25 protein-coding genes are annotated in these 21,468 nt (G+C 66.6%); 18 read left to right on the plus strand and 7 right to left on the minus strand.

Features of this window, described 5'->3' with window-relative positions:
* Nucleotides 1-3: 3 nt before the first annotated feature.
* Nucleotides 4-657, minus strand: a complete 654-nt coding sequence (gene thiE, locus ACW17X_RS05865; protein ID WP_492100064.1) for a thiamine phosphate synthase — start codon at nucleotides 655-657, stop codon at nucleotides 4-6.
* Between the two features lie 127 nt (nucleotides 658-784).
* Here thiE and ACW17X_RS05870 point away from each other — a divergent pair, with 127 nt between their 5' ends.
* From ACW17X_RS05870 to ACW17X_RS05895, 6 genes are all read left to right on the plus strand, one after another.
* Complete coding sequence (locus ACW17X_RS05870; protein WP_492086503.1) at nucleotides 785-970, plus strand: (2Fe-2S)-binding protein; 186 nt, start codon at nucleotides 785-787, stop codon at nucleotides 968-970.
* A gap of 143 nt (nucleotides 971-1,113) precedes the next feature.
* Nucleotides 1,114-1,614: a bacterioferritin gene (gene bfr / locus ACW17X_RS05875; RefSeq protein WP_492100065.1), complete on the plus strand. Its 501-nt coding sequence runs from the start codon at nucleotides 1,114-1,116 to the stop codon at nucleotides 1,612-1,614.
* A 55-nt stretch (nucleotides 1,615-1,669) separates the two neighbouring features.
* Nucleotides 1,670-2,224, plus strand: a complete 555-nt coding sequence (locus ACW17X_RS05880) for a tryptophan-rich sensory protein (protein WP_492100066.1) — start codon at nucleotides 1,670-1,672, stop codon at nucleotides 2,222-2,224.
* A 99-nt stretch (nucleotides 2,225-2,323) separates the two neighbouring features.
* Nucleotides 2,324-2,890, plus strand: coding sequence for an elongation factor P (gene efp / locus ACW17X_RS05885; RefSeq protein ID WP_008264088.1), 567 nt, complete (start codon nucleotides 2,324-2,326; stop codon nucleotides 2,888-2,890).
* 112 nt (nucleotides 2,891-3,002) lie between these two features.
* Nucleotides 3,003-3,809 (plus strand): inositol monophosphatase family protein, encoded by an 807-nt coding sequence (locus ACW17X_RS05890; protein WP_492100067.1) that lies wholly within the window; start codon nucleotides 3,003-3,005, stop codon nucleotides 3,807-3,809.
* A gap of 40 nt (nucleotides 3,810-3,849) precedes the next feature.
* Entirely contained in the window at nucleotides 3,850-4,887 is a 1,038-nt protein-coding gene (locus ACW17X_RS05895; protein WP_492100068.1) for a glycerophosphodiester phosphodiesterase, read from the plus strand.
* Nucleotides 4,888-5,977: 1,090 nt separating this feature from the next.
* On the opposite strand, the gene ACW17X_RS05900 is transcribed toward ACW17X_RS05895, so the two are convergent.
* Entirely contained in the window at nucleotides 5,978-7,858 is a 1,881-nt protein-coding gene (locus tag ACW17X_RS05900) for an ABC transporter transmembrane domain-containing protein (protein ID WP_492100069.1), read from the minus strand.
* A gap of 136 nt (nucleotides 7,859-7,994) precedes the next feature.
* Between ACW17X_RS05900 and rpmE the strand changes: the two genes are divergently transcribed.
* Both rpmE and ACW17X_RS05910 read left to right on the plus strand, forming a co-directional pair.
* Nucleotides 7,995-8,219, plus strand: coding sequence for a 50S ribosomal protein L31 (rpmE, locus tag ACW17X_RS05905; protein ID WP_271164754.1), 225 nt, complete (start codon nucleotides 7,995-7,997; stop codon nucleotides 8,217-8,219).
* Nucleotides 8,220-8,384: 165 nt separating this feature from the next.
* On the plus strand, nucleotides 8,385-9,947 hold the full coding sequence (locus ACW17X_RS05910; protein ID WP_492100070.1) for a L,D-transpeptidase family protein: 1,563 nt from the start codon (nucleotides 8,385-8,387) through the stop codon (nucleotides 9,945-9,947).
* Nucleotides 9,948-9,997: 50 nt separating this feature from the next.
* Here ACW17X_RS05910 and rcdA read toward each other — a convergent pair whose 3' ends face one another.
* Together rcdA and ACW17X_RS05920 are read right to left on the minus strand one after the other, a co-directional pair.
* A complete protein-coding gene (gene rcdA / locus ACW17X_RS05915; RefSeq protein ID WP_492100071.1) occupies nucleotides 9,998-10,528 on the minus strand; it encodes a protease adaptor protein RcdA in 531 nt (176 codons plus the stop codon).
* Nucleotides 10,529-10,621: 93 nt separating this feature from the next.
* Entirely contained in the window at nucleotides 10,622-10,825 is a 204-nt protein-coding gene (locus ACW17X_RS05920; protein WP_492086491.1) for a DUF1192 domain-containing protein, read from the minus strand.
* 91 nt (nucleotides 10,826-10,916) lie between these two features.
* On the opposite strand from ACW17X_RS05920, the gene ACW17X_RS05925 reads away from it, so the two are divergent.
* Entirely contained in the window at nucleotides 10,917-11,888 is a 972-nt protein-coding gene (locus tag ACW17X_RS05925; protein ID WP_492100437.1) for an NAD(P)H-quinone oxidoreductase, read from the plus strand.
* Here ACW17X_RS05925 and ACW17X_RS05930 read toward each other — a convergent pair.
* Nucleotides 11,885-12,517 (minus strand): beta/gamma crystallin-related protein, encoded by a 633-nt coding sequence (locus ACW17X_RS05930; RefSeq protein ID WP_492100072.1) that lies wholly within the window; start codon nucleotides 12,515-12,517, stop codon nucleotides 11,885-11,887. The two genes, ACW17X_RS05925 and ACW17X_RS05930, sit on opposite strands and share 4 nt — an antisense overlap.
* 220 nt (nucleotides 12,518-12,737) lie before the next feature.
* Between ACW17X_RS05930 and ACW17X_RS05935 the strand changes: the two genes are divergently transcribed.
* Nucleotides 12,738-13,403 carry a DUF1013 domain-containing protein gene (locus tag ACW17X_RS05935; protein WP_492086488.1) on the plus strand — a complete coding sequence of 222 codons (666 nt, stop codon included), beginning with the start codon at nucleotides 12,738-12,740 and terminating at the stop codon, nucleotides 13,401-13,403.
* Nucleotides 13,404-13,584: 181 nt separating this feature from the next.
* Here the strand turns inward: ACW17X_RS05935 and ACW17X_RS05940 are convergent, their stop codons facing one another.
* Complete coding sequence (locus ACW17X_RS05940) at nucleotides 13,585-13,758, minus strand: YdcH family protein (RefSeq protein ID WP_267516034.1); 174 nt, start codon at nucleotides 13,756-13,758, stop codon at nucleotides 13,585-13,587.
* 116 nt (nucleotides 13,759-13,874) lie between these two features.
* Between ACW17X_RS05940 and ACW17X_RS05945 the strand changes: the two genes are divergently transcribed.
* From ACW17X_RS05945 to ACW17X_RS05980, 8 genes are all read left to right on the plus strand, one after another.
* On the plus strand, nucleotides 13,875-14,474 hold the full coding sequence (locus ACW17X_RS05945; RefSeq protein WP_492100073.1) for a UbiX family flavin prenyltransferase: 600 nt from the start codon (nucleotides 13,875-13,877) through the stop codon (nucleotides 14,472-14,474).
* Nucleotides 14,471-14,953 carry a TIGR02444 family protein gene (locus ACW17X_RS05950; RefSeq protein WP_492100074.1) on the plus strand — a complete coding sequence of 161 codons (483 nt, stop codon included), beginning with the start codon at nucleotides 14,471-14,473 and terminating at the stop codon, nucleotides 14,951-14,953. The genes ACW17X_RS05945 and ACW17X_RS05950 overlap by 4 nt, the downstream gene beginning before the upstream one ends.
* Nucleotides 14,954-14,989: 36 nt before the next feature.
* Nucleotides 14,990-15,214 (plus strand): YdcH family protein, encoded by a 225-nt coding sequence (locus tag ACW17X_RS05955; protein WP_492086484.1) that lies wholly within the window; start codon nucleotides 14,990-14,992, stop codon nucleotides 15,212-15,214.
* A gap of 65 nt (nucleotides 15,215-15,279) precedes the next feature.
* Complete coding sequence (locus ACW17X_RS05960) at nucleotides 15,280-15,900, plus strand: SAM-dependent methyltransferase (protein ID WP_492100075.1); 621 nt, start codon at nucleotides 15,280-15,282, stop codon at nucleotides 15,898-15,900.
* Between the two features lie 144 nt (nucleotides 15,901-16,044).
* Nucleotides 16,045-16,680, plus strand: a complete 636-nt coding sequence (locus tag ACW17X_RS05965) for a M23 family metallopeptidase (protein ID WP_492100076.1) — start codon at nucleotides 16,045-16,047, stop codon at nucleotides 16,678-16,680.
* Between the two features lie 66 nt (nucleotides 16,681-16,746).
* A complete protein-coding gene (locus ACW17X_RS05970) occupies nucleotides 16,747-18,633 on the plus strand; it encodes a CocE/NonD family hydrolase (RefSeq protein WP_492100077.1) in 1,887 nt (628 codons plus the stop codon).
* A 75-nt stretch (nucleotides 18,634-18,708) separates the two neighbouring features.
* A complete protein-coding gene (locus tag ACW17X_RS05975; protein WP_492100078.1) occupies nucleotides 18,709-19,659 on the plus strand; it encodes an ABC transporter ATP-binding protein in 951 nt (316 codons plus the stop codon).
* Nucleotides 19,656-21,011, plus strand: a complete 1,356-nt coding sequence (locus tag ACW17X_RS05980; protein ID WP_492100079.1) for an ABC transporter permease — start codon at nucleotides 19,656-19,658, stop codon at nucleotides 21,009-21,011. Before ACW17X_RS05975 ends, ACW17X_RS05980 begins: the two co-directional genes overlap by 4 nt.
* Before the next feature lie 21 nt (nucleotides 21,012-21,032).
* Here ACW17X_RS05980 and ACW17X_RS05985 read toward each other — a convergent pair whose 3' ends face one another.
* Complete coding sequence (locus ACW17X_RS05985; RefSeq protein WP_492100080.1) at nucleotides 21,033-21,452, minus strand: J domain-containing protein; 420 nt, start codon at nucleotides 21,450-21,452, stop codon at nucleotides 21,033-21,035.
* Nucleotides 21,453-21,468 lie beyond the last annotated feature (16 nt).

The raw sequence follows: 21,468 nt of genomic DNA on the forward strand, positions 1-21,468 counted from the left end.
AGCTTACCGTTTCAATCTAAGATTGAACGCCTTCACCGCATTTGCGGGGCCGTCCTCATAAGCCCATACGCCCGCGCTCACCGCCACGAAGTCGGCGCCCGCCCCCGCGACCTCTTCCGCCGTTTCGACGGTGATGCCGCCGATGGCGACGCAAGGGACCTCCACCGTTTCCTGCCAGACAGTGAGAATGTCCAAGTCCGGCCGGTGCGCCGTTTCCTTGGTCCCAGTTGGATAGAAAGCACCGAACGCCACGTAGTCAGCGCCTCCTTCGGCCGCGTCCCACGCAAGGTCGCGGTCGCCGTGACAGGTGACGCCGATCATGGCGTCAGGCCCCATAACACGCCGCGCGTCGGCCAGAGACCCGTCCTGCTGACCGATGTGGACGCCATCGCAGCCGGTCGCCCGGGCCAGGTCGGGTCGATCGTTCAGCAGCACCGCCACGTCATGACGGCGCGCGATCGGCGCCAGCCGTTCGACGGCGGCGACAATGACGGCGTCGTCTGCGGGCTTGAGCCTTATCTGCAGAGCAGCGACATCGCCCGCGCCGAGGGCCTCATCCAGCATGGCGGCGAAGGCGTCCAGATCGGGGATCGCGGAAGGCGTGATGAGATACAGCCGACAGGGCGGGCGATCGGAAACAGCGGGAGGTCTGGCCATAGGCTGACTTCCCTCCCCTGCGACCATTCGTCAACGGCCCAATGGCGGAACCGCCGTGCGAACGACTTGCAATCACCTTAAGGGCTGCTATAGCGAACCATTCTCAGTCGGTGAGTTCGAGATTCTCGTGTACGTCTGCAACTGCAACGGTCTTCGCCAGCGTGACGTCGCCCAGGCCATCGAGGCCGGCGCTTGCAGACCGCGCGACATCTTCGCCAATCACCAATGCCAGCCGCAGTGCGCCAAATGCGTATGCGAAATGCGCCAGATGATCCAGGACAGCCGCGAAGCCTTCGCCATTGCGGCTGAATAGGTTTTCGGCTTGAAGCGCCTGGAAATCACTCGCACTATCAATGTAGTGATAAAAACTCGCAAATAAACAATGCGGGTTTTACTGTGGTATCGCAGAGCTCGAAGGACGGCGAAGGCGCCGCCGAGAGACTAAGGACCATGGCCATGAAGGGCGACCCCGCAATCCTCCGTACGCTGAACGCGGTGCTGACCAACGAACTGACGGCGGTGAACCAGTATTTTCTGCACGCCCGCATGTTCGAAAGCTGGGGGCTGGCCCACCTCGGCAACGTAATCTACGAAGAGTCGATCGGCGAGATGAAGCACGCCGACATGCTGATCAAGCGCATCCTCTTCCTCGACGGCCTGCCGAATCTGCAGGACCTGCACAAGCTGAAGGTCGGCGAAGATCCGATCGAATGCCTGGGCGCTGACCTTCAGCTGGAAATCGACAGCCGCGCCACCACAGCCGCCGCCGTGACCCAGTGCGAGGAAGCCCGTGACTACGTCAGCCGCGACCTGCTGATGAAGATCCTGGCCGACACCGAGGAGCATATCGACTTCCTCGAGAACCAGCACAAGCTGATCGAACTGCTGGGTCCGCAGAACTATCTGCAGTCGGCCATGAAGGAAATCGTCACCGACAGCGCCGCCACCGGCGGCTAAGGGAACTCCGGTCCGCTCCGGTCATTAGCTTTCGGCGGGCAAGCTGGAGCGGACCATGACTGATATCGACGAAGCCATCGACGACGTGCGCGACGCCGCCGTGGACTTGCTGAACAGCGAGGGGCGGAGTGCGGCGCATGTCGCGATGGGCGTGGCGCTGACGGTGGGGTTCGCCTTGTTGGCCACTGGGATCGCATCGGGTACGCTGACGCCGAAGCGCAAGCTGAAACATATCCGCGACAAGGACTTGCCGATCACCGAGAAGCCGCACGGCGCCTTCAGCCTGATCCTGCCGGCGGTGTTTTCGGCCACCACCCTGTCGGCGGTGCGGGTTTGGAACGCGCCGTCCCGGCCGGAACGGACGCGGGCCATGGGCCTGTGGCTGGCGGCGCAGACGGTGAACGCGGTCTGGCTGGGCCTGAGACCATCCTCGATGTGGAAACAAGTGGCGGCGGCCATGTCCTCGGCCGGGCTGGCGGCGGCATTCGCCCACGAGGCCCGCAAGCTGGACGAAGGGGCCGGCAAGATGGCCGCGCCGACCGGCGGCGGCGTGCGGCTGGGCAATCGGCTGCACCGCAAGATGGACGAGGCGTCGGACACCCGGAATTAGGCCGCCTTGCCCTTTGCCGGGGCTTCCTCTAGGGATCGCGCCCTATTCGCCACGCCCCATTCGGACGCGTGGGCGCAACTCCATCCCCGATGTGACCCCATGAAGATCAACGGCAACACCATCAAGCCCGGCATGGTCCTGCAGCACAATGGCGGCCTGTGGGTCGTCACCAAGGCCAGCCACGTCAAGCCCGGCAAGGGCGGCGCCTTTGCCAACGTCGAGGCCAAGAACCTCGAGACCGGCAACAAGCTGAACGAACGCTTCCGGTCGGAAGACAAGGTCGAGCGCGTGACGCTGGAGCAGAAGGACTTCTCCTATCTGTTCGACAATGGCGACAGCCTGGTCTTCATGGACGACGCCACCTACGAGCAGATCGAACTGCAGAAGGACTGGGTCGGCGAAGAGCGGATCCCCTATCTGCAAGAGGGCATGAAGGTCATCATCGAGATGCACGAAGAGCGTCCGATCGGCCTGGAACTGCCGGATCAGGTCGTGCTGGAAGTCGCCGAGACCGAGCCGACCGTGAAGGGTCAGACGGCCTCGTCCTCCTACAAGCCCGCCATCGCCTCGAACGGCGTGCGGATCATGATCCCGCCGTACATGTCGGCGGGTGAGCGCATCATCGTCGACACGACCAGCGGCGAATACGTCCGCCGCGCCGACTAAGACCCCCTAAGGCCGGCCCTGGTCCAGGGTCGGTTCCCTTCTTGAACTTCTCCGCTTGTCCGGGCCCCAATGAATGGGCCTTTTCAGGACATGCGGACCAGGAGATCCGCCGATGGCCCTCGCTTCCGCCCTGCTCCAAGTCATGCTCGACGCGGTGCGCAAGACCGCCCGCCCCATGCTGCGCGACTTCGGCGAGGTCTCCCAGTTGCAGGTGTCGCGCAAGGGGCCCGGTGACTTCGTCACGGCGGCCGACCTGAAGGCCGAAGACACCCTGTACGAACTGCTGATGAAGGCCCGCCCCGGTTATGGCTTCCTGGGCGAGGAACGCGGCATGATCGAGGGGACCGACAAGTCACACACCTGGATCGTCGATCCGATCGACGGCACCACCAACTTCATGCACGCCATGCCCCACTTCGCCATCACGGTGGGGCTGGAGCGGCGCGCGCCCGACGGGTCGAGCGAGATCGTCGCCGGCGTGACCTACAACCCCGTCATGAACGAGCTGTTCTGGGCCGAGAAGGGCAAGGGCTGCTATCTGAACGACCAGCGCATCCGCGTCTCCGGACGTCGTGATCTGTCGGAGAGCCTGATCGCCACCGGCCTGCCCTTCATCGGCAAGTCGGGCCACGCCCAGGCCATCAAGGACATCCACGCCATCGGCCAGCGGGTCGCCGGCATCCGCCGCCTGGGCTCGGCCGCCCTGGACTTCGCCTGGGTCGCGGCCGGTCGCTATGACGCCTTCTATGAGCGGGGCCTGAAGCCCTGGGACGTGGCGGCGGGCATCCTGTTCGTCACCGAGGCCGGGGGTTCGGTGACGACCATCGAGGCGGACGGCGATCCCAAGACGGGCGTGTCGATCCTGGCCAGCAACAGCGATCTGCATCCGCAGCTGCGCAAGGTGCTTCAGGCGTCCTGACGGTCACGGCGCTGTCGCGCCCCTGCTCTATCCAAGGAGCATGATCCGAGCCATCGTCACCGCCCTTGTCCTGCTGACCGGAACGCCTGTCGTGGCCCAGCCGCTGATCATCGCCCATCGCGGCGCCTCGGGCGAACGGCCAGAACATACGCGGGCGGCCTATGAACTGGCGGTCGAACAGGGGGCGGACGTGATCGAGCCGGACCTGGTCCTGTCGAAAGACGGGGTCTTCATCGACCGGCACGAGAACGAGATCGGCGGCACGACCGACGTGGGCGAGCGGCCGGAGTTCGCGGATCGCAAGACCACCAAGACCATCGACGGTGTCCCGACCACAGGCTGGTTCACCGAGGACTTCACCCTGGCCGAGCTGAAGACGCTGCGAGCCAAGGAGCGGCTGCCCGCCTTTCGGCCCGGCAGCGCCGCCTATGACGGGCAAGAGACGATCCTGACCTTTGACGAGGTGGTGGCCATCGCCCGCGAGGCCTCGGCGCGGACGGGACGGACCATCGCGGTGGCGCCCGAGTTGAAGCATCCGACCTATTTCGCCGAAATCGGCCTGCCCATGGAGGACGGGTTCGTCGCCGAAGTGGAGCGGCTGGGCCTGAGCGGCGCCGACGCCCCGATCATCATCCAGTGTTTCGAGGTCGGGCCGCTGGAGCGGCTGGCGACACGGATCGACGCGCCCCTGGCCCAGTTGGTCAGCAGCACGGGTGGACCGGCGGACCGGCCGGACGTGAGCTACGCCCAGATGATCACGCCGCAGGGTTTGCAGGCCATGGCCGCCTATGCCGATTGGGTCGCGCCGGAGATGACCCTGGTCCTGCCGCGCGACGCCCAGGGCCGCACGACCGCGCCCAGCGCCCTGGTCACGGAGGCCCATGCGGCGGGGCTGAAGGTGGTGATCTGGACCCTGAGGGCCGAGAACGCCTTCCTGCCCGTCGAGCGGCGGCGAGGCGAAGGCTTTGCCGAGCACGGCGACATGGCGGGATACGCCGCCGTCTTCGCCGAGGCCGGGGTGGACGCGGTGTTCAGCGACTTTCCGGCCGTGGCGCGACAGGGCGCGGCTGAGAAATAGACTCAATCCACTGCGAAAAAAATGAGTCTATTTTCGTCTATTCTTCGCGGGCGCGGTGAAATTGCACAGGCCGGAAAAAGCGGTGCAATGTGCAAAAGAGTGCAATTTCCAGGCGGCGCGGGACTGAGCGGGGATTTGGTTTTCAAAGACCGTGCCGACACTATCTCACGGTTTTGGGGCGTGCTGACTTGAGCGGCGTTTTCGGACGTCAAGACATTGAAAAGTCAGTTATTCGGCAGAAAAATTAGGAGCGCCGGCAGGTTGTTGGACCTCCCCTTCCCCCGTCATCCTCGGGCTTGCCCCGAGGATCGAAGGTTCCACACGCGGTGAAGAGACGTCGGGCGCCGCCTCAGCCCTACGCCGGATCCTCGGGTCAAGCCCTGAAATGAGGGGGATAGACCGCGACCGACAAAGCCGGTCGCTGGCGCAGAAAGCGGACATCCCGAAGGTCGGTTTGGGGTGGACAGCGGACCTAAGCCCTAATCCTCATCGGATGATGGGGATTTCGCTGGATGAAGGCGTCAACCTCTCGCACTCCCTCTGGATACCGCTCCGCGTCGGGGAAGCTACGATAGCTCCAAAAACGGAACCCGGCATCCCAAAGTCGGCGCACCTTTTCCCACTGAACCTCATCAGCCTTCGGCGGGGCCTTGAAGCTTCTCCCCATCAACGCCAGTGACCCTCGGCACTGCGGGCACGTTTGTACTCTATCGCCATTCCGCTTCCATGAAGTCCGACAATCAAAACATGCATGGGCGATCAGGTAATCTGGTCCTCGATGATATGGCGGGACGTGCGGCCCCGACACCTCGCGGTTACCAAGGGATCGACGTAGTTCCATGCGCTCGGATTTGCTTGGCGGGTTGCTCATTGCGCGATCTTGAGACAGGCGGCCAACGTCCGCAACGGGTCGAAAGCGCGCCTTGGCTTCTGACCGACAAGCGGACGTTCAGATTGCCTCTGCCAGCCATTGTCGGGTCCGGTGAATACCCGCCCGAGGATGAGGGAGGGTGCGAGGAAGACGGAAGGCGACGGCGGGACCGAGTACGACGGAAGTTGGGGGCGAACCCGAGGACGGAAGGTGGAAGCCTCAACCCGCCCGGAACTGCAGTTCCGCCAGACGCGCATAGAGACCGCCCTTGGCCACCAGTTGGTCGTGGGTCCCCTCCTCCACCACGCGGCCGTCGTCCATGACGACGATGCGGTCGGCGCGGAGGACCGTGGCCAGGCGGTGGGCGATGACCAGGGTGGTGCGTTCTTGCATGGCCTGGTCGAGGGCGATCTGGACCAGGCGTTCGCTTTCGGCGTCCAGGGCGCTGGTGGCCTCGTCCAGCAGCAGGATGGGGGCGTCGCGGACCAGGGCGCGGGCGATGGCCAGGCGCTGGCGCTGGCCGCCCGACAGGCTCTTGCCGCGTTCGCCCAGCGGGGTGTCGAAGCCTTCCGGCAGAGCGTCGATGAAGCCCAGGGCCTGGGCCTTGTCGGCGACGGCGCGGGCCTCGTCCAGGGTGGCGGTCTCGCGGCCGAAGCGGATGTTTTCCAGGGCCGAGCCCGAGAACAGAGGGGTTTCCTGAGACACCCAGGCGAAACGGTCGCGCACGGCGACGGGATCGGCCTGGCGCACATCGACGCCGTCGACCGAGACCACGCCGGTCTGGGGGTCATAGAAGCGCAGCAGCAGGCGGAAGACGGTGGACTTGCCGGCGCCCGAGGGACCGACCAGGGCGACGGTCTCGCCTGGCCGCACGGTCAGGCTGAACCCCTTCAGGGCCGGCAGGTCGGGACGGCCGGGATAGGAGAAGCCGACGGCGGACATCGACACTTCGCCACGCGGCGGCGACGGAAGGGCCGTAGGCTGGGCCGGAGGGGCGATGTCGGGCGTGGCCCGCATCAGCTCCTCGATCCGCTCCATGGCGCCGGCGGCCTTTTGCACATCGCCCCAGCTTTCGCCCAGGGCGCCGACGGCCCCGGCGGCGAAGACCGACAGGAGAACGAATTGAAGCAGGGCGCCCGGCGTCATGACGCCCGCCACCACGTCCTGGGCCCCCAGCCACAGCACCAGGGTGACGCCGCCGAACATGACGACGATGATCAGGGCGGTCATCCAGGCCCGCGCGCGCATCCGGGTGAGCGAGGCGGAAAAGGCGTCCTCGACCGCCGCGCCGAAGCGGGCGATGGCGCTGCGTTCCCGGCCGAAGGCCTGGACCGTCTCTATGGCGTCCACGCTCTCGCCGGCGAAGCCGACGGCGTTGGCGAACCGGTCCTGAGACGCGACGGTCAGTTTGCGCACCCGGCGCCCGAAGATGAAGATCGGGCCCAGCAGGAAGGGCACGATCAGCAGAACGAAGCCGGTCAGCTTGGGGCTGACGAAGAACAGCAGGATCACCCCGCCGATCAGGGTCAGGAAGTTCCGCAGCGCATAGGAGACCGAGGTGGTCATCAGGGTCTCGACCAGGGCGATGTCGGTGGTGAGACGCGACAGCACCTCGCCGGTGCGCATCTGGGCGTAGAAGGACGGGTCCAGGGTCAGGATGCGGCCGAACAGACCTTTGCGGACATCGGCGATGACGCGCTCGCCCGTGCGGGTGACGTAGAAATAGCGGGCGGCGGTGGCCAGGCCCAGGAACAGGGCGTTGGCGCCCAGCAGCAGGAACCACAGGTTCAGATTGGCGCCGCCGGCTTCGAATCCGTGGTCGATGGCCCCGCGGGCCAGGACCGTCAGCCCCAGCGACGCGGTGGTGGACAGCAGCAGCCAGAAGACCGCCATCAGCGCGTGGCCCTTGTGGCGCATGGCGTAGGGGATCAGCCGGGCCAGGGGGCGAATGTCGCGGCGTTTGGCGCGTTTCTCGCCCGCCTCGGACATCTGCTCCATCAACAGGGCGCCGGCGCTGGGGCGGCCTTCAGCCGTTCCGACGCCGGAAGCGCGCCCCGGAACAGCGGCGGAACGGGCGGAGGCGGCGGTTTGATCGGTCATTGCGCCCGCCTCTTGCCCCGGAACGCCCCCCGGTGTAAACGCCCCGCTCTTTCCCGCTGAATCTTTCGGCGGGATTCTCAATTTCATGCGCAGCGACGGTCGGCATCGTCATCGCGCCAGAGACCGGACGACGACCATGAAAGCGGACACGCACCCCGATTACCACTTCATCAATGTGGTGATGACCGACGGCACTTCCTACCAGACCCGTTCGACCTACGGTAAGGAAGGCGACACGCTGAACCTGGACATCGACCCGACCACCCACCCGGCCTGGACCGGCGGCAACGCCCATCTGATGGACCGCGGCGGTCGCGTTTCGCGCTTCAACAACAAGTTCGCCGGCTTCATCAAGAAGTAAGCGCGTCCTGGCTGCGACACATCGCGGCAATCGGATCACGAAGAGCGCCGGTCGGATGACCGGCGCTTTTTGTTTGCCCGGAACGCCGGTAACGTAGACGGCGTTCGGATACGGCAGTACCGGCGTCGATTCACGGGAATCGACCCATCGAGAAGCGGACAGGTTATGAATAGACGGGAAATGGGTCTGGGCGTCGCAACGGCGGCCATGGCCCTCGCCTCAACAACGCGCGCACAGCAGGTGACCGTGCAGCGCGGACCGCAGGCGACCGCCTTCTACAACAGTTTCAACGACCAGATTTCCCGCCTGCCCGAGACCCAGCAGGCCGACGTCCGCGCCTTCTATGAAATGAACGGCTGGCGGCCGGTGTGGAACGCCGAGCGGATGCGGATGCTGAACGCCGTCGCGGGCCGGGCCGAGCGCCACGGTCTGTCGGGTGGAGACTATTTCGACTTCGTCGGCCTGGCCGCCGACCCCGCCTCGTCGGATCTGCGCGCCACCGCCGCGGCCCTGGCCTATGGGCGGATCCTGGCCGAGGGCAAGGTTCGGCCGGAGACGGTCGAAGATCTTTGGGAGATGCAGAAGAACCGGGTCGATCTGCCACGCGGCATGAGCGACGCCCTGGCGCGTAATGTTCTGCTGGACTGGTTCGAGGGGCTGGCCCCGACCGACATCGGCTATCAGAACCTGTCGGCGGGCTATGTCCGCTATCGCCGCCTGGCGGCCCAGGGCGGCTGGCCCGCCTTCCCGGCCGGGCCTACCATCGAACCGAACATGAGCGATCGCCGCATTCCAGCGCTGATCGACCGGCTGACGGCGGAAGGCGACCTGACGGCGGCGGACGGCGCGCGACTGAAGGCCCAGGGCCTGACCTATGGCGCCGAACTGCAACGGGCGGTCCAGGGCTTCCAGGTCCGGCACGGCCTGGGGGCCGACGGGCGGATCGGAACGGGGACCCAGCGGTCGCTGTCGGCCTCGGCCGAGGATCGCGCGCGCCAGATCGCGCTGAACCTGGAACGCCGCCGCTGGCTGAAGCGCGACGTCGCGCCGGAACGGATCGAGGTCAACACCGCCGCCGCCATCATGGTCTATTGGAAGGACGGCAAGCCGGTCCATTCCAACCGGGTCGTGGTCGGATCGGCCGAGAACCAGACCCCCAGCCTCGAGAAGCCGTTCGCCTCGGTGGTCGCCAATCCGCCCTGGTATGTGCCGGCCGGGATCGCGCGTCGCGAGATCCTGCCCAAGGGACCCGCCTATCTGGCCGCCAACGACATGTTCGTGCGGGATGGAACGGTCATTCAGCGGGCGGGCCCTAAGTCGGCCCTGGGCTATGTGAAGTTCGAGCTGCGCGACAGCTACGCCATCTTCCTGCACGACACCCCGTCGAAGGCGGCCTTCAATCTGTCGATGCGCCAGCGCAGCCATGGCTGTGTGCGGGTGCAGAATGCGGTGGAGTTCGCCCGGCTGCTGCTGTCGCCCGACCCGGTCAAACTGGCCGAGTTCGACATGGCCCAGGACAGCCGCGAAACGACGCGAGTGACGACGGGTCGCGAGATTTCGGTGCGGCTGCTGTACTGGACGGCCTTCGTCGATGGTCAGGGCCGGGTGGCCTTCCGCGAAGACATCTATGGCCGCGACGACAAGCTGGCCCAGGCCCTGGGCATCGCCGTCAGCCTGCCCAAGCCGGTGGACGACGGCCGCCGCGACGCCAACGACGTCGGGCCGTAGGGTGACAATCTTCTCCCTCCCCGTGCGGGGGAGGGAGAAGGGAAGTATATTCAGATCTTGAAGGCAGCTTCCAGCAGGCCGTGCTGGCTGAGAACCGGATTCTGCGGCTGCTCCTCCTGGGCGTCCAGGTACATGCGGCGGTCCAGGTACAGGGTGCGGTCGAACAGTTTTTCGGACCGGACCAGATATTCGACCAGGGCGATGGGCAGTTCGGCGTGGCTGGGCTCACTCTCGATCTTGCGATCGTTCAGGCGATAGCGCGGCTCGCAGGCGGCTTCCGGCGTCATGTCGTCCTCGCGCACGGCCCGCTGGACCAAAAGCCAGGACGCGATCTGCATCAGGCGCGTGGTCAGCTTCATGCTCTCGGCCGCATAGGCCAGGGCGGCGCTGCGGGACAGCATCTTGGAATCGCGGCGGCCTTCGCCGTCCAGATAGGCGGCGGTTTCCTCGACAAGGTCCATGCCCTCACGGAAGGTGCGGTCGAACAGCTCCGAGCGGGAAAAGTCCCGAACGACGCGGGCCCTGTCAGGCGTGGAGCCCGTGCTCTGGTTGTCGCTCAGGGTCATGGTGGACATCATCATGAGAATTGGACGCTCGTTACGACTTTGGGCCAAGACGCGGCCTTTGTCGTGCCGACTGCAACCGTCATGCCATGGATTTGGCGCGGGCGCGATTCATGAGCGGAAGTTGAACAGGGCGTCGGCGGCGCTCTTCTTGGCCGTCTTGGAGTCTATGGCGGCGCGGGCGCGGCGGATTTCGTCTTCCAGGGCCTGAATCCGTTCCTGCAAATCCTCGATCGAATAGGCGTCCAGATCTTCGCGACCCAGGGCGGTCAGGGCGTCTCCGCGCCGGGGGCGGGGCTCGAGATCTTCGAACATCGTCATCGCCTTTCTGCGTCAGGTCATGGCCGCGCGCGGCCGGGACGCCTATCTGAACGCCCGGATACGGACGATTGCAAGCGGAGGCGACATGCGGGTCATCGAGATCGAAGGCGGTTCAGGACCGGCCGAAGCGCTGCGGATCTCAGAACGGCCGGACCCCGTGGCCGGCGCCGGGCAGGTGACGATTCGGGTTCACGCGGCGGGAATCAACCGACCCGACCTGTTGCAGCGAAACGGCGGGTACCCCCCTCCCCCCGGGGCGTCGGACATCCTGGGGCTGGAAGTCGCCGGCGAGATCGAGGCGGTGGGCGAAGGCGTGACGCGCTGGGCTATCGGCGACCGGGTCTGCGCCCTGCTGGGCGGGGGCGGCTATGCCGAGCGAGTGGTGGTGGACGCCCGCCACGTGCTGCCGATCCCGGATGGTCTGGACTACGCCCAGGCGGCGGTCCTGCCCGAGACAGTCTTCACCGTCTTCGCCAATGTGTTCGAGGCGGGCGGGCTGAAGGCGGGTCAGACGCTACTGATCCATGGGGCGACCAGTGGGATCGGGGTGACGGCGATCCAGATGGCCAAGGCGGCGGGCGCCAAGGTGATCGCCACCTCGCGCGGGCCTGAGAAGGCCGCAGCGGCCAAGGCGTTGGGGGCCGATATCAGCCTGGACGCCAAGACGGACGATATGGCCGCCGCCATCGCCGAGGCGGGCGGCGCCGACGTGCTGCTGGACATGGTAGGGCGCGACTACGCCGATCTGAACCTGAAGGCGCTGAACCCCGGCGGGCGGTGGGTGGTCATCGCCTCGCTGTCGGGGTCGAAGGTCGAGGTGGATCTGATGCGGATCATGCTGAAGCGGTTGGTGCTGACCGGTTCGACCCTGCGGAGCCGCCCGGCGGACGAGAAGGCCAGGTTGACCGCCGCCGTGGAGGCGACGGTCTGGCCCTGGGTCGCGTCTGGCGCGGTCCGGCCGCCGATGCAGGCGACCTTCCCGCTGGCGCGCGCCGCCGACGCGCATCGCGCGCTGGAGGCGGGCGACCACGTCGGCAAGTTCGTACTGACGGCCTAGTAGCGGCCGCCGCCCCGCACCGGACGCAGCGACGAGATATTGTCGTTGAAGCCCGTGCTGTTCAGGTTGCGGACGTCGCCGTCGATGATCCGGCAACGACCGCCGAACTGGGCGTCGGTGCAGATCTCCCAACGGCCACGCACGCGGATCGAGCTGATCCGGTCGTTGAACGGGGTGTTGCCCAGATTGCGGTCCTCGCTGGTGAACTCGCGCGAGGCGCCGCGATAGCTCGAGTTCTCGTAGACGATGATCGAGGACCGACCCCAGCCGCCGCCATTGTCCCAACCACCGCCGTTGCCATTGCCGGGGCCATTGCCGTTGCCGGGGCCCCAACCACCGCCGTTGCCCGGACGTCCCGGCTGGCGGTCTTCATAGTCGCCGCGGAACCGACCGCAGACCAGCAGGCCGTTGTCATTGTTGATCTCTTCATTGCCGCAGCGCGCAAGCTCGATGGAGGTGCCGCGAATCTGCCCCCGCATGTCGCGGCAATCCGCGTAGAGGCGACCGCGATGGGTATAGGCCTCGGTGCAGGACCGGGCGTAGCTGCCACGCGGCGCGACACGCTGGGCGGTGATATCCTGGCCCGAAGCCAGGGCTGCGGCCATGGCGGCCCCAAGCAGAATGGACATGATGTTTCTCCTCTCCCAAAGGCGAAAGCCTCTATTAGCGCGAAGGTTGCCCCAGCTCACATGAACCTTGGCTGTACGTGATTGTTCGGCGGCGTTTTCTTTTCGGGCGAATAGGCCTATATCGAAACCATAAGCGCCCGGTCGAAAGGCCGGGCGCCGTCGTATCCAACGCCAGCCGAACCCCTATTCGGCGGCCCCACCATTCCGGGACGAACGCCCCATGAGCGACATTCTGATGCCGAAGGCCACTGCGGTCTGGCTGGTCGACAACACCTCCCTCAGCTTTGAGCAGATCGCGGACTTCTGCGGTCTTCACCCGCTGGAAGTGCGCGGCATCGCCGACGGCGACGTGGCCCGCGACATCCGCGGCGTCGATCCCGTCACCGGCGGTCAGCTGACCCGCGAAGAGCTGGACAAGGCGCAGGCCAACGAGAACTATCGTCTGAAGGCCATCGTCAGCCGTCACGCCGAACTGATGAAGTCGGCCAAGCCGGCGCCGAAATACACCCCGGTCTCGCGTCGTCAGGACCGCCCGGACGCCATCGCCTGGTTCGTCCGCAATCACCCCGAGGTGACCGACGCCCAGATCGCCAAGATGCTGGGCACCACCAAGTCAACGATTGAGAGCGTGCGCAACCGCACCCACTGGAACAGCGCCAACATCAAGCCGGTCGATCCCGTGACCCTGGGCCTGGTTGGTCAGCTGGCCCTGGACGAGATCGTCAAGAAGGCCGCCGACAAGAAGACCAAGGACGACCTGAAGAAGGGCGGCGGCGTGCTGCAGCCCGTCGAGGAGGTCGAGGCCGAACCCGAGTTCGTGCCGGAAGCCCGCCAACGCCCCGGCGCGGAACCGACGGCGGAGTCGGTGTTCGGCACCAAGGACTGATCTCTATCCGCCCCCCTCGGGCTTGACCCGAGGGCCGAGTGCGGATCGGGCTGTGCGACTGCGTCCTCGCAGGAGCGGCGGATGCCCCGGTCCTCGGGTCAAGCCCGAGGATGACGACTTATAAAAACGGCCCCGGAGAGCGATCTCCGGGGCCGTCGTCATTTCTGGAGGTCGTGCGCCTCTAGTGGGCCCGCGCCTCCAGGCTGGTGATCTGTTCCTTCAAGCGGAGCTTCTTCTGCTTCAGCTCCCTGACCTGCAACGTGTCCACGGACGGACGGGTGAGCTCCTTCTGGATCGTCTGATCCAGGGTGCGATGACGATTACCCAGTTCGCGAATACGAGCCTCGATGGTCATGGCTTGCGCCTCCTCAGGTTAGGGACCAGTAGAGTGAGCGCCCGGTTTGGCGGGCTGTGGAATCACATTCCGGTGACGGCCCGCCTGGCCGAACCCGATGGAGGCTGACCCCAAAAATGGTCGATGATGTGAACGGAGCCATACGCAAGCTTCCCTATCGAATGGTCGTCGGAATTTCAGGGGCTTCCGGAGCAATCTACGGCGCGCGAGTACTGGACGCCCTGAACGACCTGGGCGTCGAGAGCCATCTGGTCGTCACCAAGGCGGCCCTGCTCACATTGTCGCAGGAGACGGATCTGTCGCCCGCCGACCTGACTGCCAAGGCGTCGGTGGTTCACAAGCTGGCCGACGTCGGCGCGACCATCGCCTCCGGCTCGTTCAAGACCCTGGGCATGATCGTGGCCCCCTGCTCCGTCAAGACGATGAGCGAGATCGCCACCGGCGTGACCTCGTCCCTGCTGACGCGGGCCGCCGACGTGACGCTGAAGGAACGTCGCCCCCTGGTGCTGATGGTGCGCGAGACGCCCTTCCACCTGGGACATCTGCGGACGATGACCGCCCTCGCTGAGATGGGGGCGACCATCGCCCCGCCCCTGCCCGCCTTCTACGCCCGGCCGGATTCGATCATGGAGATGGTGGACCAGTCGGTCGGCCGGACCCTGGATCTGTTCGGTTTGGACTGGAGCGGAGTGCGACGGTGGGAAGGCCTGAAATGACCCGGCTCTGGGATTGGGCGGTCGCGGCCTATGGCGCGCCCGGCGTCGGGGACGCCTGCGTGGCCTTGCAGGACAACCACGAGCAGAACGTGCCTCTGCTGCTTTGGTCCGCCTGGACCGCCGCCGTCGGCTTGAAGCCGGACGCCGAGACAATCGAGGCGGCGTGCGACACCGCCCGCGCCTGGGACAGCGTCGTCGTCGCGCCTCTGCGCGCCGTCCGTCGCACACTGAAGGCGCCGATCCCCGACATCGACGACGGCCCGCGCCAGGCGGTGCGGGACCGTGTCAAGGCGCTGGAGCTGGAAGCGGAACGCCATCTGCTGGAGGCGCTGGAGGCCCTGGTTTCATCCGATGGCGCACCACAGACCGCCGGGACGCCCCGCCCCTTCGTAGAGGCGCTGGTCGGGACTGCGCGGGTGTGGGCGCAGGTGACGCCGCGCCCGGCCTTGATCCGTCTTGCGGACGCCCTTCCGGCTTGAGGCGCGGCTGGTTATAAGCGCGCCGGGGATTGCACAATGAATGACGACGCACCGGAAATCAGCAAGGAAGAGGCGATCCTTCAGGCTCGCCTCAAACTGCTGCGCCTTGAGCACGCCGACCTTGCGGCCTCCATAGAGGCCCTGTCCGAGGCCGCCATTCCCGATCAGCTGATGATCGCCCGGCTGAAGCGCAAGAAGCTGGCGATCAAGGACGAAATCGTGAAGATCGAAGACCAGATCCTGCCGGACATCATCGCCTGAAACATCCCGTGGCTTGAAGCGCTCCGGCCCAGATGATAACGATTCTCAAAAATTGGAGAAGCGGTATGGCGACGCCGGGCACAGGCTGGGATGCGCGCTACGCGGCGACGCAGGACTATGTGTTCGGCACGAGCCCGAGCCGTTTTCTGCTGAACCACGCGACGATCCTGCCGGCGGGCAGCCATATCCTGGCGCCGGCCGATGGAGAGGGGCGGAACTCCGTCTATCTGGCGTCTCTGGGCCACCAGGTTGTGGCGACCGACATTTCTCCTTCCGGTCAGGACAAGGCGCGACGACTGGCCCACGACGCGGGGGTGGAGGTCGACTTCAGGATCCAGGATCTGCAGGGCTGGGACTGGCCGCAGGCGGAGTATGACGTCGTCGCGGCGATCTTCATTCAGTTCGCGGAACCGGCGTTTCGCGACGCGATCTTTGACGGCATGAAGCGGGCGGTGAAGCCGGGCGGGTTGATCCTGCTGCACGGCTATACGCCGCGCCAGCTGGAGTACGGCACGGGCGGGCCGCCGCAGATCGATCAACTCTATACCGCCGAACTGCTGGATGCGCGCTTCGGCGATTTCGACGTCCTGACCCTGGACGCCTATGACGCGGAACTGAACGAAGGTTCGGGGCATCACGGCATGTCGGCGCTGATCGATCTGATCGCGCGCCGGCCGGCGGCCTGACAAATATGGCCCTCCATGGCCGGATAGCGGCCTAAAACTCGCCCCAGCCTGTAGGCATAAGCCGGTCTCTCTCGGGACGCCCGGCAGGCTTCGGTCGCCGCCTCCCACCATTCCAGAGCGTGAACACGCTGGAGACGCCGCCGAATGCGACGCCTGCTGACCGATGCGCCCCTGGCGCGCTGCAAGACCCTTTTGATCCACTCCGGCCAGACGGCCGCCTTCGCCGCCGTGGCCTTGCTGGCCGCCGCCGCCGCGCCCGCCGTAACGCGCGAAACTCCACCGCCCGCCCTGGCCGCCGCCCCCGTCGCCCCGCCCGTCAAGGCCGAGGTTGAGGCCGCCGGTCCGGTGATGCGTCAGATCGAATTCTCGGCCCCGGTACGCGGCTATGCGATCAACTCGCCCTTCGGCCTGCGCAAGCTGGCGATCGAGGCCCGCGCCCGCGCGCACAAGGGCGTCGACATCGCCGCCCCCCAGGGAACGTCCGTCTTCTCGGCAGCCGAGGGCCGGGTCATTCGCACCGTCTATGACGCTGGCGGATACGGCAATTTCATCGAGGTGCGCCACCCCAACGGACTGAGCACCGTCTATGGCCATCTCAGCCGGATCGACGTCGCCAGCGGCGATGCGGTGGCGCACGGCCAACGGATCGGACTGGTCGGCTCCACCGGCTATTCCACCGGCCCGCACCTGCATTTCGAGGTTCGGCGCGGCGACGGCCAGGTCAACCCGACCAAGGTGCTGGATCGGCATTTCGCCGTGGCGGTCAAAAGCGCGAACTGACCCAGAGCGCGTGTTGCGGCCGGGTCCGGGATCGGCCTAACTTCCGCCTTCGAGAGGGACCCGGATATGAACAGATTTGTCGCCGCCGTCGTCGCGGCCGTACTGGCGGCTGCGCCCATTGCGGCCTCGGCCGAGAACTATAACCGCTACAGCGACGCGGCGGCCCAGACTGAACTGTCCCGCATCGCCGATGTCGAGATGGCGGTGCTGGTCCCGATGCGGGACGGCGTGGGCCTGGCGACCAATGTGTACCGCCCCAAGGGCGCCAAGGGGCCCCTGCCCACCGTCTTCGTCAGGACGCCCTATAACGAACTGGCCAATAACGCCCGCACGACGCGTAGCGCCCTGACCTGGGTCAGCCGGGGCTACGCCTTGGTGATGCAGAACGAACGGGGGCGCTACTTCTCGCAGGGCGATTACGAAATCCTGGGCTATCCCCAGACCGACGGCTATGACGCCCTGACCTGGATCGCGGCCCAGCCCTGGTCGAACGGCAAGGTCGGCACCCTGGGCTGTTCCTCCTCAGCGGAGTGGCAGCTGGCCCTCGCCGCCCAGAACCACCCGGCCCACGCCGCCATGGTCCCCCAAGCGTCCGGCGCCGGCATCGGCAAGGTCGGCCGGTTCCAAGAACAGGGCAACTGGTACACCGGCGGCGTGCCCCGCAACCTGTTCTTCGTCTGGCTGTACGGCGTGGACAATCCGCAGCGGGCCCAGATCCCCGGCGATATCGATCAGGAAACCCGCGCCCGGCTGGTCCGCTACAACGATCTGGACGCCAAGAAGCCGGAGGTGAGCTGGCCCAGCCAGATCCGCCACCTGCCCGTCAACGAGATGCTGAAGGATCTGGGCGAACCGCCGGCGACGTTCGAGGAACTGATCGCGCGCACGCCGAACGATCCCGCCTGGCGCGAAGGGGGCCTGTATCACGACGACATGGGCTGGGGCGTGCCGTCGCTGTGGTTCAACAGCTGGTATGACGTGTCCATCGGCCCGAACATGGAGCTGTTCAACCACGCCCGCTCGACCACCCAGGACCGCGAAGCGGCAGAGAACCAGTATGTGGTGGTGGGGCCGAACAACCACTGCGCCTTTGGCGGGCTGGGACCGAACTTCCGTTCGGGCGACCGGGACCTGGGGGACGCGAGCTTCGACAGCGACGCTCTGGTCGCCGCCTGGTTCGACCGTTGGCTGAAGGGCGAGGCGCGCGCCTTCCCCGCCACGACCCCGCACGTCCAGTATTTCAACATGGGCGAAAACAAGTGGCGCACCGCCGCCCAGTGGCCACCCCAGGGCGTGGAGACTGTGCGGATGTATCTGCGCTCGGGCGGCGCGGCCAACAGCCTGAACGGCGACGGCCGCCTCAGGCTGGAGGCGCCGCCGGCCGGAGAAGCGGCCGACCGCTATCGCTATGATCCGATGAACCCGGTCCAGACCATCGGCGGCGGCGACTGCTGCAACGGCGGGCTGGTGACGGCCGGCGCCTTCGATCAGCGCCCGATCGAGGCGCGCAATGACGTGCTGGTCTATACGTCAGAACCGCTGACCGCGCCTATGCAGGTGACGGGCTTCATCGACGCGGTGCTGAAGGTGTCGTCGTCGGCGCAGGACACGGACTTCGCGGTCAAGCTGGTGGACGTGGCCCCGGACGGGACAGCCTATATCCTGGGCGACACCATCATGCGGGCGCGTTACCGCGACGGCTATGCGCGGCCGATGCCCCTGGTCCCCGGCCAGGTGGCGACGGTGCAGCCCACGCCGATGACGGTCAGCAACACCTTCCAGCCCGGCCACCGTATCCGCGTGGAAGTGGCCAGCTCCAACTTCCCGAAATTCGTCCGCAACCTGAACACGGGCGGCCCGAACGAGACGGAAACCCAAGGCGTGATCGCCGACAACGCCATCCACCACGCGGGCGAGGACGCCTCCTATATCGACCTGCCCGTCCTGAAGTAGGAGCGCGACGCCGAAGCGGCTGGCGTGGACCGCTTCGGCCTTGCTAGGTTCGCCGCAACTGTGGGGGGAGACGAGATGACGGCTGCGTTGACGCTTGAGGGCGTGAGCAAGCGGTACGGCGGGTTCGACGCCGTGCGCAATCTGAGCTTCCAGGTGCCCAAGGGGTCGATCTGCGGCTTCCTGGGGCCGAACGGGGCGGGCAAGACCTCAACCCTGCGGATGATCCTGGGGCTGCAGGAGGCGACGGCGGGGCGGATCGATATTCTCGGCGCGCCCAATGGACGGTCGGTGCGGGATAGGATCGGCTTCCTGCCCGAGGAGCGCGGTCTCTACAAGAAGATGACCCCGGTGGAGGCGATCGCCTTCTTCGGCGCCCTGAAGGGCCTGTCGACGCACGAGGGCAAGAAGCGGGCGAAACTGTTGCTGGAACAGCAGGGCCTGGGCGCGGCGCAGAAAAAGAAGATGAAAGAGCTGTCCAAGGGGATGGCCCAGAAGGTCCAGTTGATCGCGGCCGTGGTCCACAGGCCCGAGTTCGTCATCCTGGACGAGCCCTTCTCGGGCCTGGACCCGATGAACCAGCAGGGGTTGGAAGAGATGATCCGGGGGCTGGCGGCGGACGGGGCCACGGTACTGTTCTCGACCCATGTGATGCAACACGCCGAGCGGCTGTGCGACAAGGTCGTGCTGCTGGCGCGAGGCAAGAAGGCGTTCGAGGGGTCGGTCGACGAGGCCAAGGCCACCTCGCCGCGCTTTCTTGATCTGGACGGCGCCATCACGCCCGAAGCGGCGGCGGCCTTGCCCGGCGTGGCCGGAGTCGAGACCCTGTCCGACACAGACGGGGTGCGGCGGCTGAAGATCGCCCTGGTGGCCGGCGCGGGCGGTCAGGAGACGCTGAAGGCGGCCTTCCTGAACGGGCTGGACGTGCGCGGCTTCGCCCTGAAGGAGCCCACGCTGCACGACGCCTTCATCGGCCTGACCGGGGACAATCCCGATCAAGCGGTCACCCCTTCGGAGGCGAGCCAATGAAACGCACTTTGCTGATCGCCCGGCGCGAATATGTCGCCTATGCCAAGACCGTGGGCTTCTGGCTGTCGCTGCTGGCCTTTCCGCTGTTCGCCGTGCTCGGCGGCGGCATTCCGCTGCTGATCCGCTCGGCCGAACCCATCAAGGTCGTAGCCGTGATCGAGGAAGGTCCGGCCGCCACTGGCCTGGCCGCCGCAGTGCGCGCCTCGCTGCAATCCGATCTGGACCGCCAGAACGAACGGCTACGAGAAGCCGCCGAAAAGGGACAGGCCGGCGCGGGCCGCGCCGTCGCCTCCATCAGCGGCCCCAAGATCCGTCTGGTCGCCCCGCCGCCCGCCATCGCCGAGGCGACCGGCCCGGCGCGCGACGCCGCCATCAAGACGGCGCTGGACAAGGAGACGCCGAAAGACCGCCGCCTGGACGCTGTCGTCTTCCTGAGCCGCATCGACGGCAAGCCAACCGCCCAGGTCTGGACCAGCCGCGCCAATGACGGCGACGTGGCCGGCTTCGTCCGCGGCGCCCTGCGCGACGCCCGACGGACGGAACTGCTGACCGCCGCCGGGGTCGCCCCGGCCGTGGCCCAGGAGGTGCAGAATTTCCGACCCGAGGTGAAGGCCTTCTCGCCCAACGCCGCCAGCGGAGGCGAGATCTCGATGCGCGACCGCATTCCCTCCTTTATCGGCCTGGGAGCCGGCTTCCTGCTGTGGTCCCTGGTCATCACCGGGGCCTCCATCCTGCTGAACAGCGTGATGGAGGAGAAGTCGAACAAGATCCTGGAGGTGCTTCTGTCCTCGGCCTCGGCGACCGAGATCCTGACCGGCAAGGTGCTGGGGGTGGCGATGCTGACCCTCAGCGTGCTGGTGGTCTGGGGAGGGATCGGGACATTCGGCCTGGTGTCCGCCTCGCCCGAGACGGCGGCGACCGTGGGCCAGGTGCTGCTGGATGACGGCCTGGTCTTCTATTTCATCGCCTATATGGTCGGCGGCTATCTGATGTACGCTGTACTGTTCGCGGCCATCGGAGCCTTCTGCGAGACGCCCCGCGACGCCCAGACCCTGATGGGGCCGATCATGATGGTTCTGGTCGTGCCGATCATCGTCATGCAGATGGCCCTGACCAGCCCCGATGCGCCGGCGGTCAAGGTTCTGTCCTGGATCCCCTTCTTCACGCCCTTCCTGATGAGCGCCCGGGCGCCCAGCGATCCGCCGCTGATCGAGATCGTCCTGACCCTGGTCGGCATGTTCGCCACCGCAGGCTTCATGGTCTGGATCGCCGGGCGGGCCTTCCGCGCCGGAGCCCTGTCGGACGTCAAGCTGAGCTGGAAGAGCTTCGGGCGGGCTATAACCGGGCGCTGACGCCACACAGCGCCGGTTCGGTCAGGGCTTCTTCAGCAACCGGTCGCGCGCCGCGTTGACGCGGGTCGCCAGGCCTTCCGTGCCGCCTTGATCGGGGTGGGCGCGGCCCATTGCCTTTTTCCAGGCGGCGCGGATTTCGGCCTCGGTCGCATTGCGGCCGACGCCCAGCACGGCGCGGGCGTCCACCTCGCTGATCGGCTCGGATCGAATTTGCGTCCGTATGCGTGACGACCAGGCCAGATAGAGGCCCGCCGCCGCGAGGACCGCCGCCCACAGCCAGGCGCCCCTGAAGGCCGCAAGGGCGCCCCCGGCGAGCAGCACCGATCCCAGAAGGGTCGCGGTGACGCGCCAATGGGCCCGGCCTCGCCGCTCCGTCTGACGGCCCAGCCGCACCAGGGCCCAGACGGCGATGGCCGCCAGGGCCAGTCCGATCAGACCCACGAGATCATCCGGGCTT

This window comes from Brevundimonas sp. FV1ye4L, assembly GCF_058681255.1.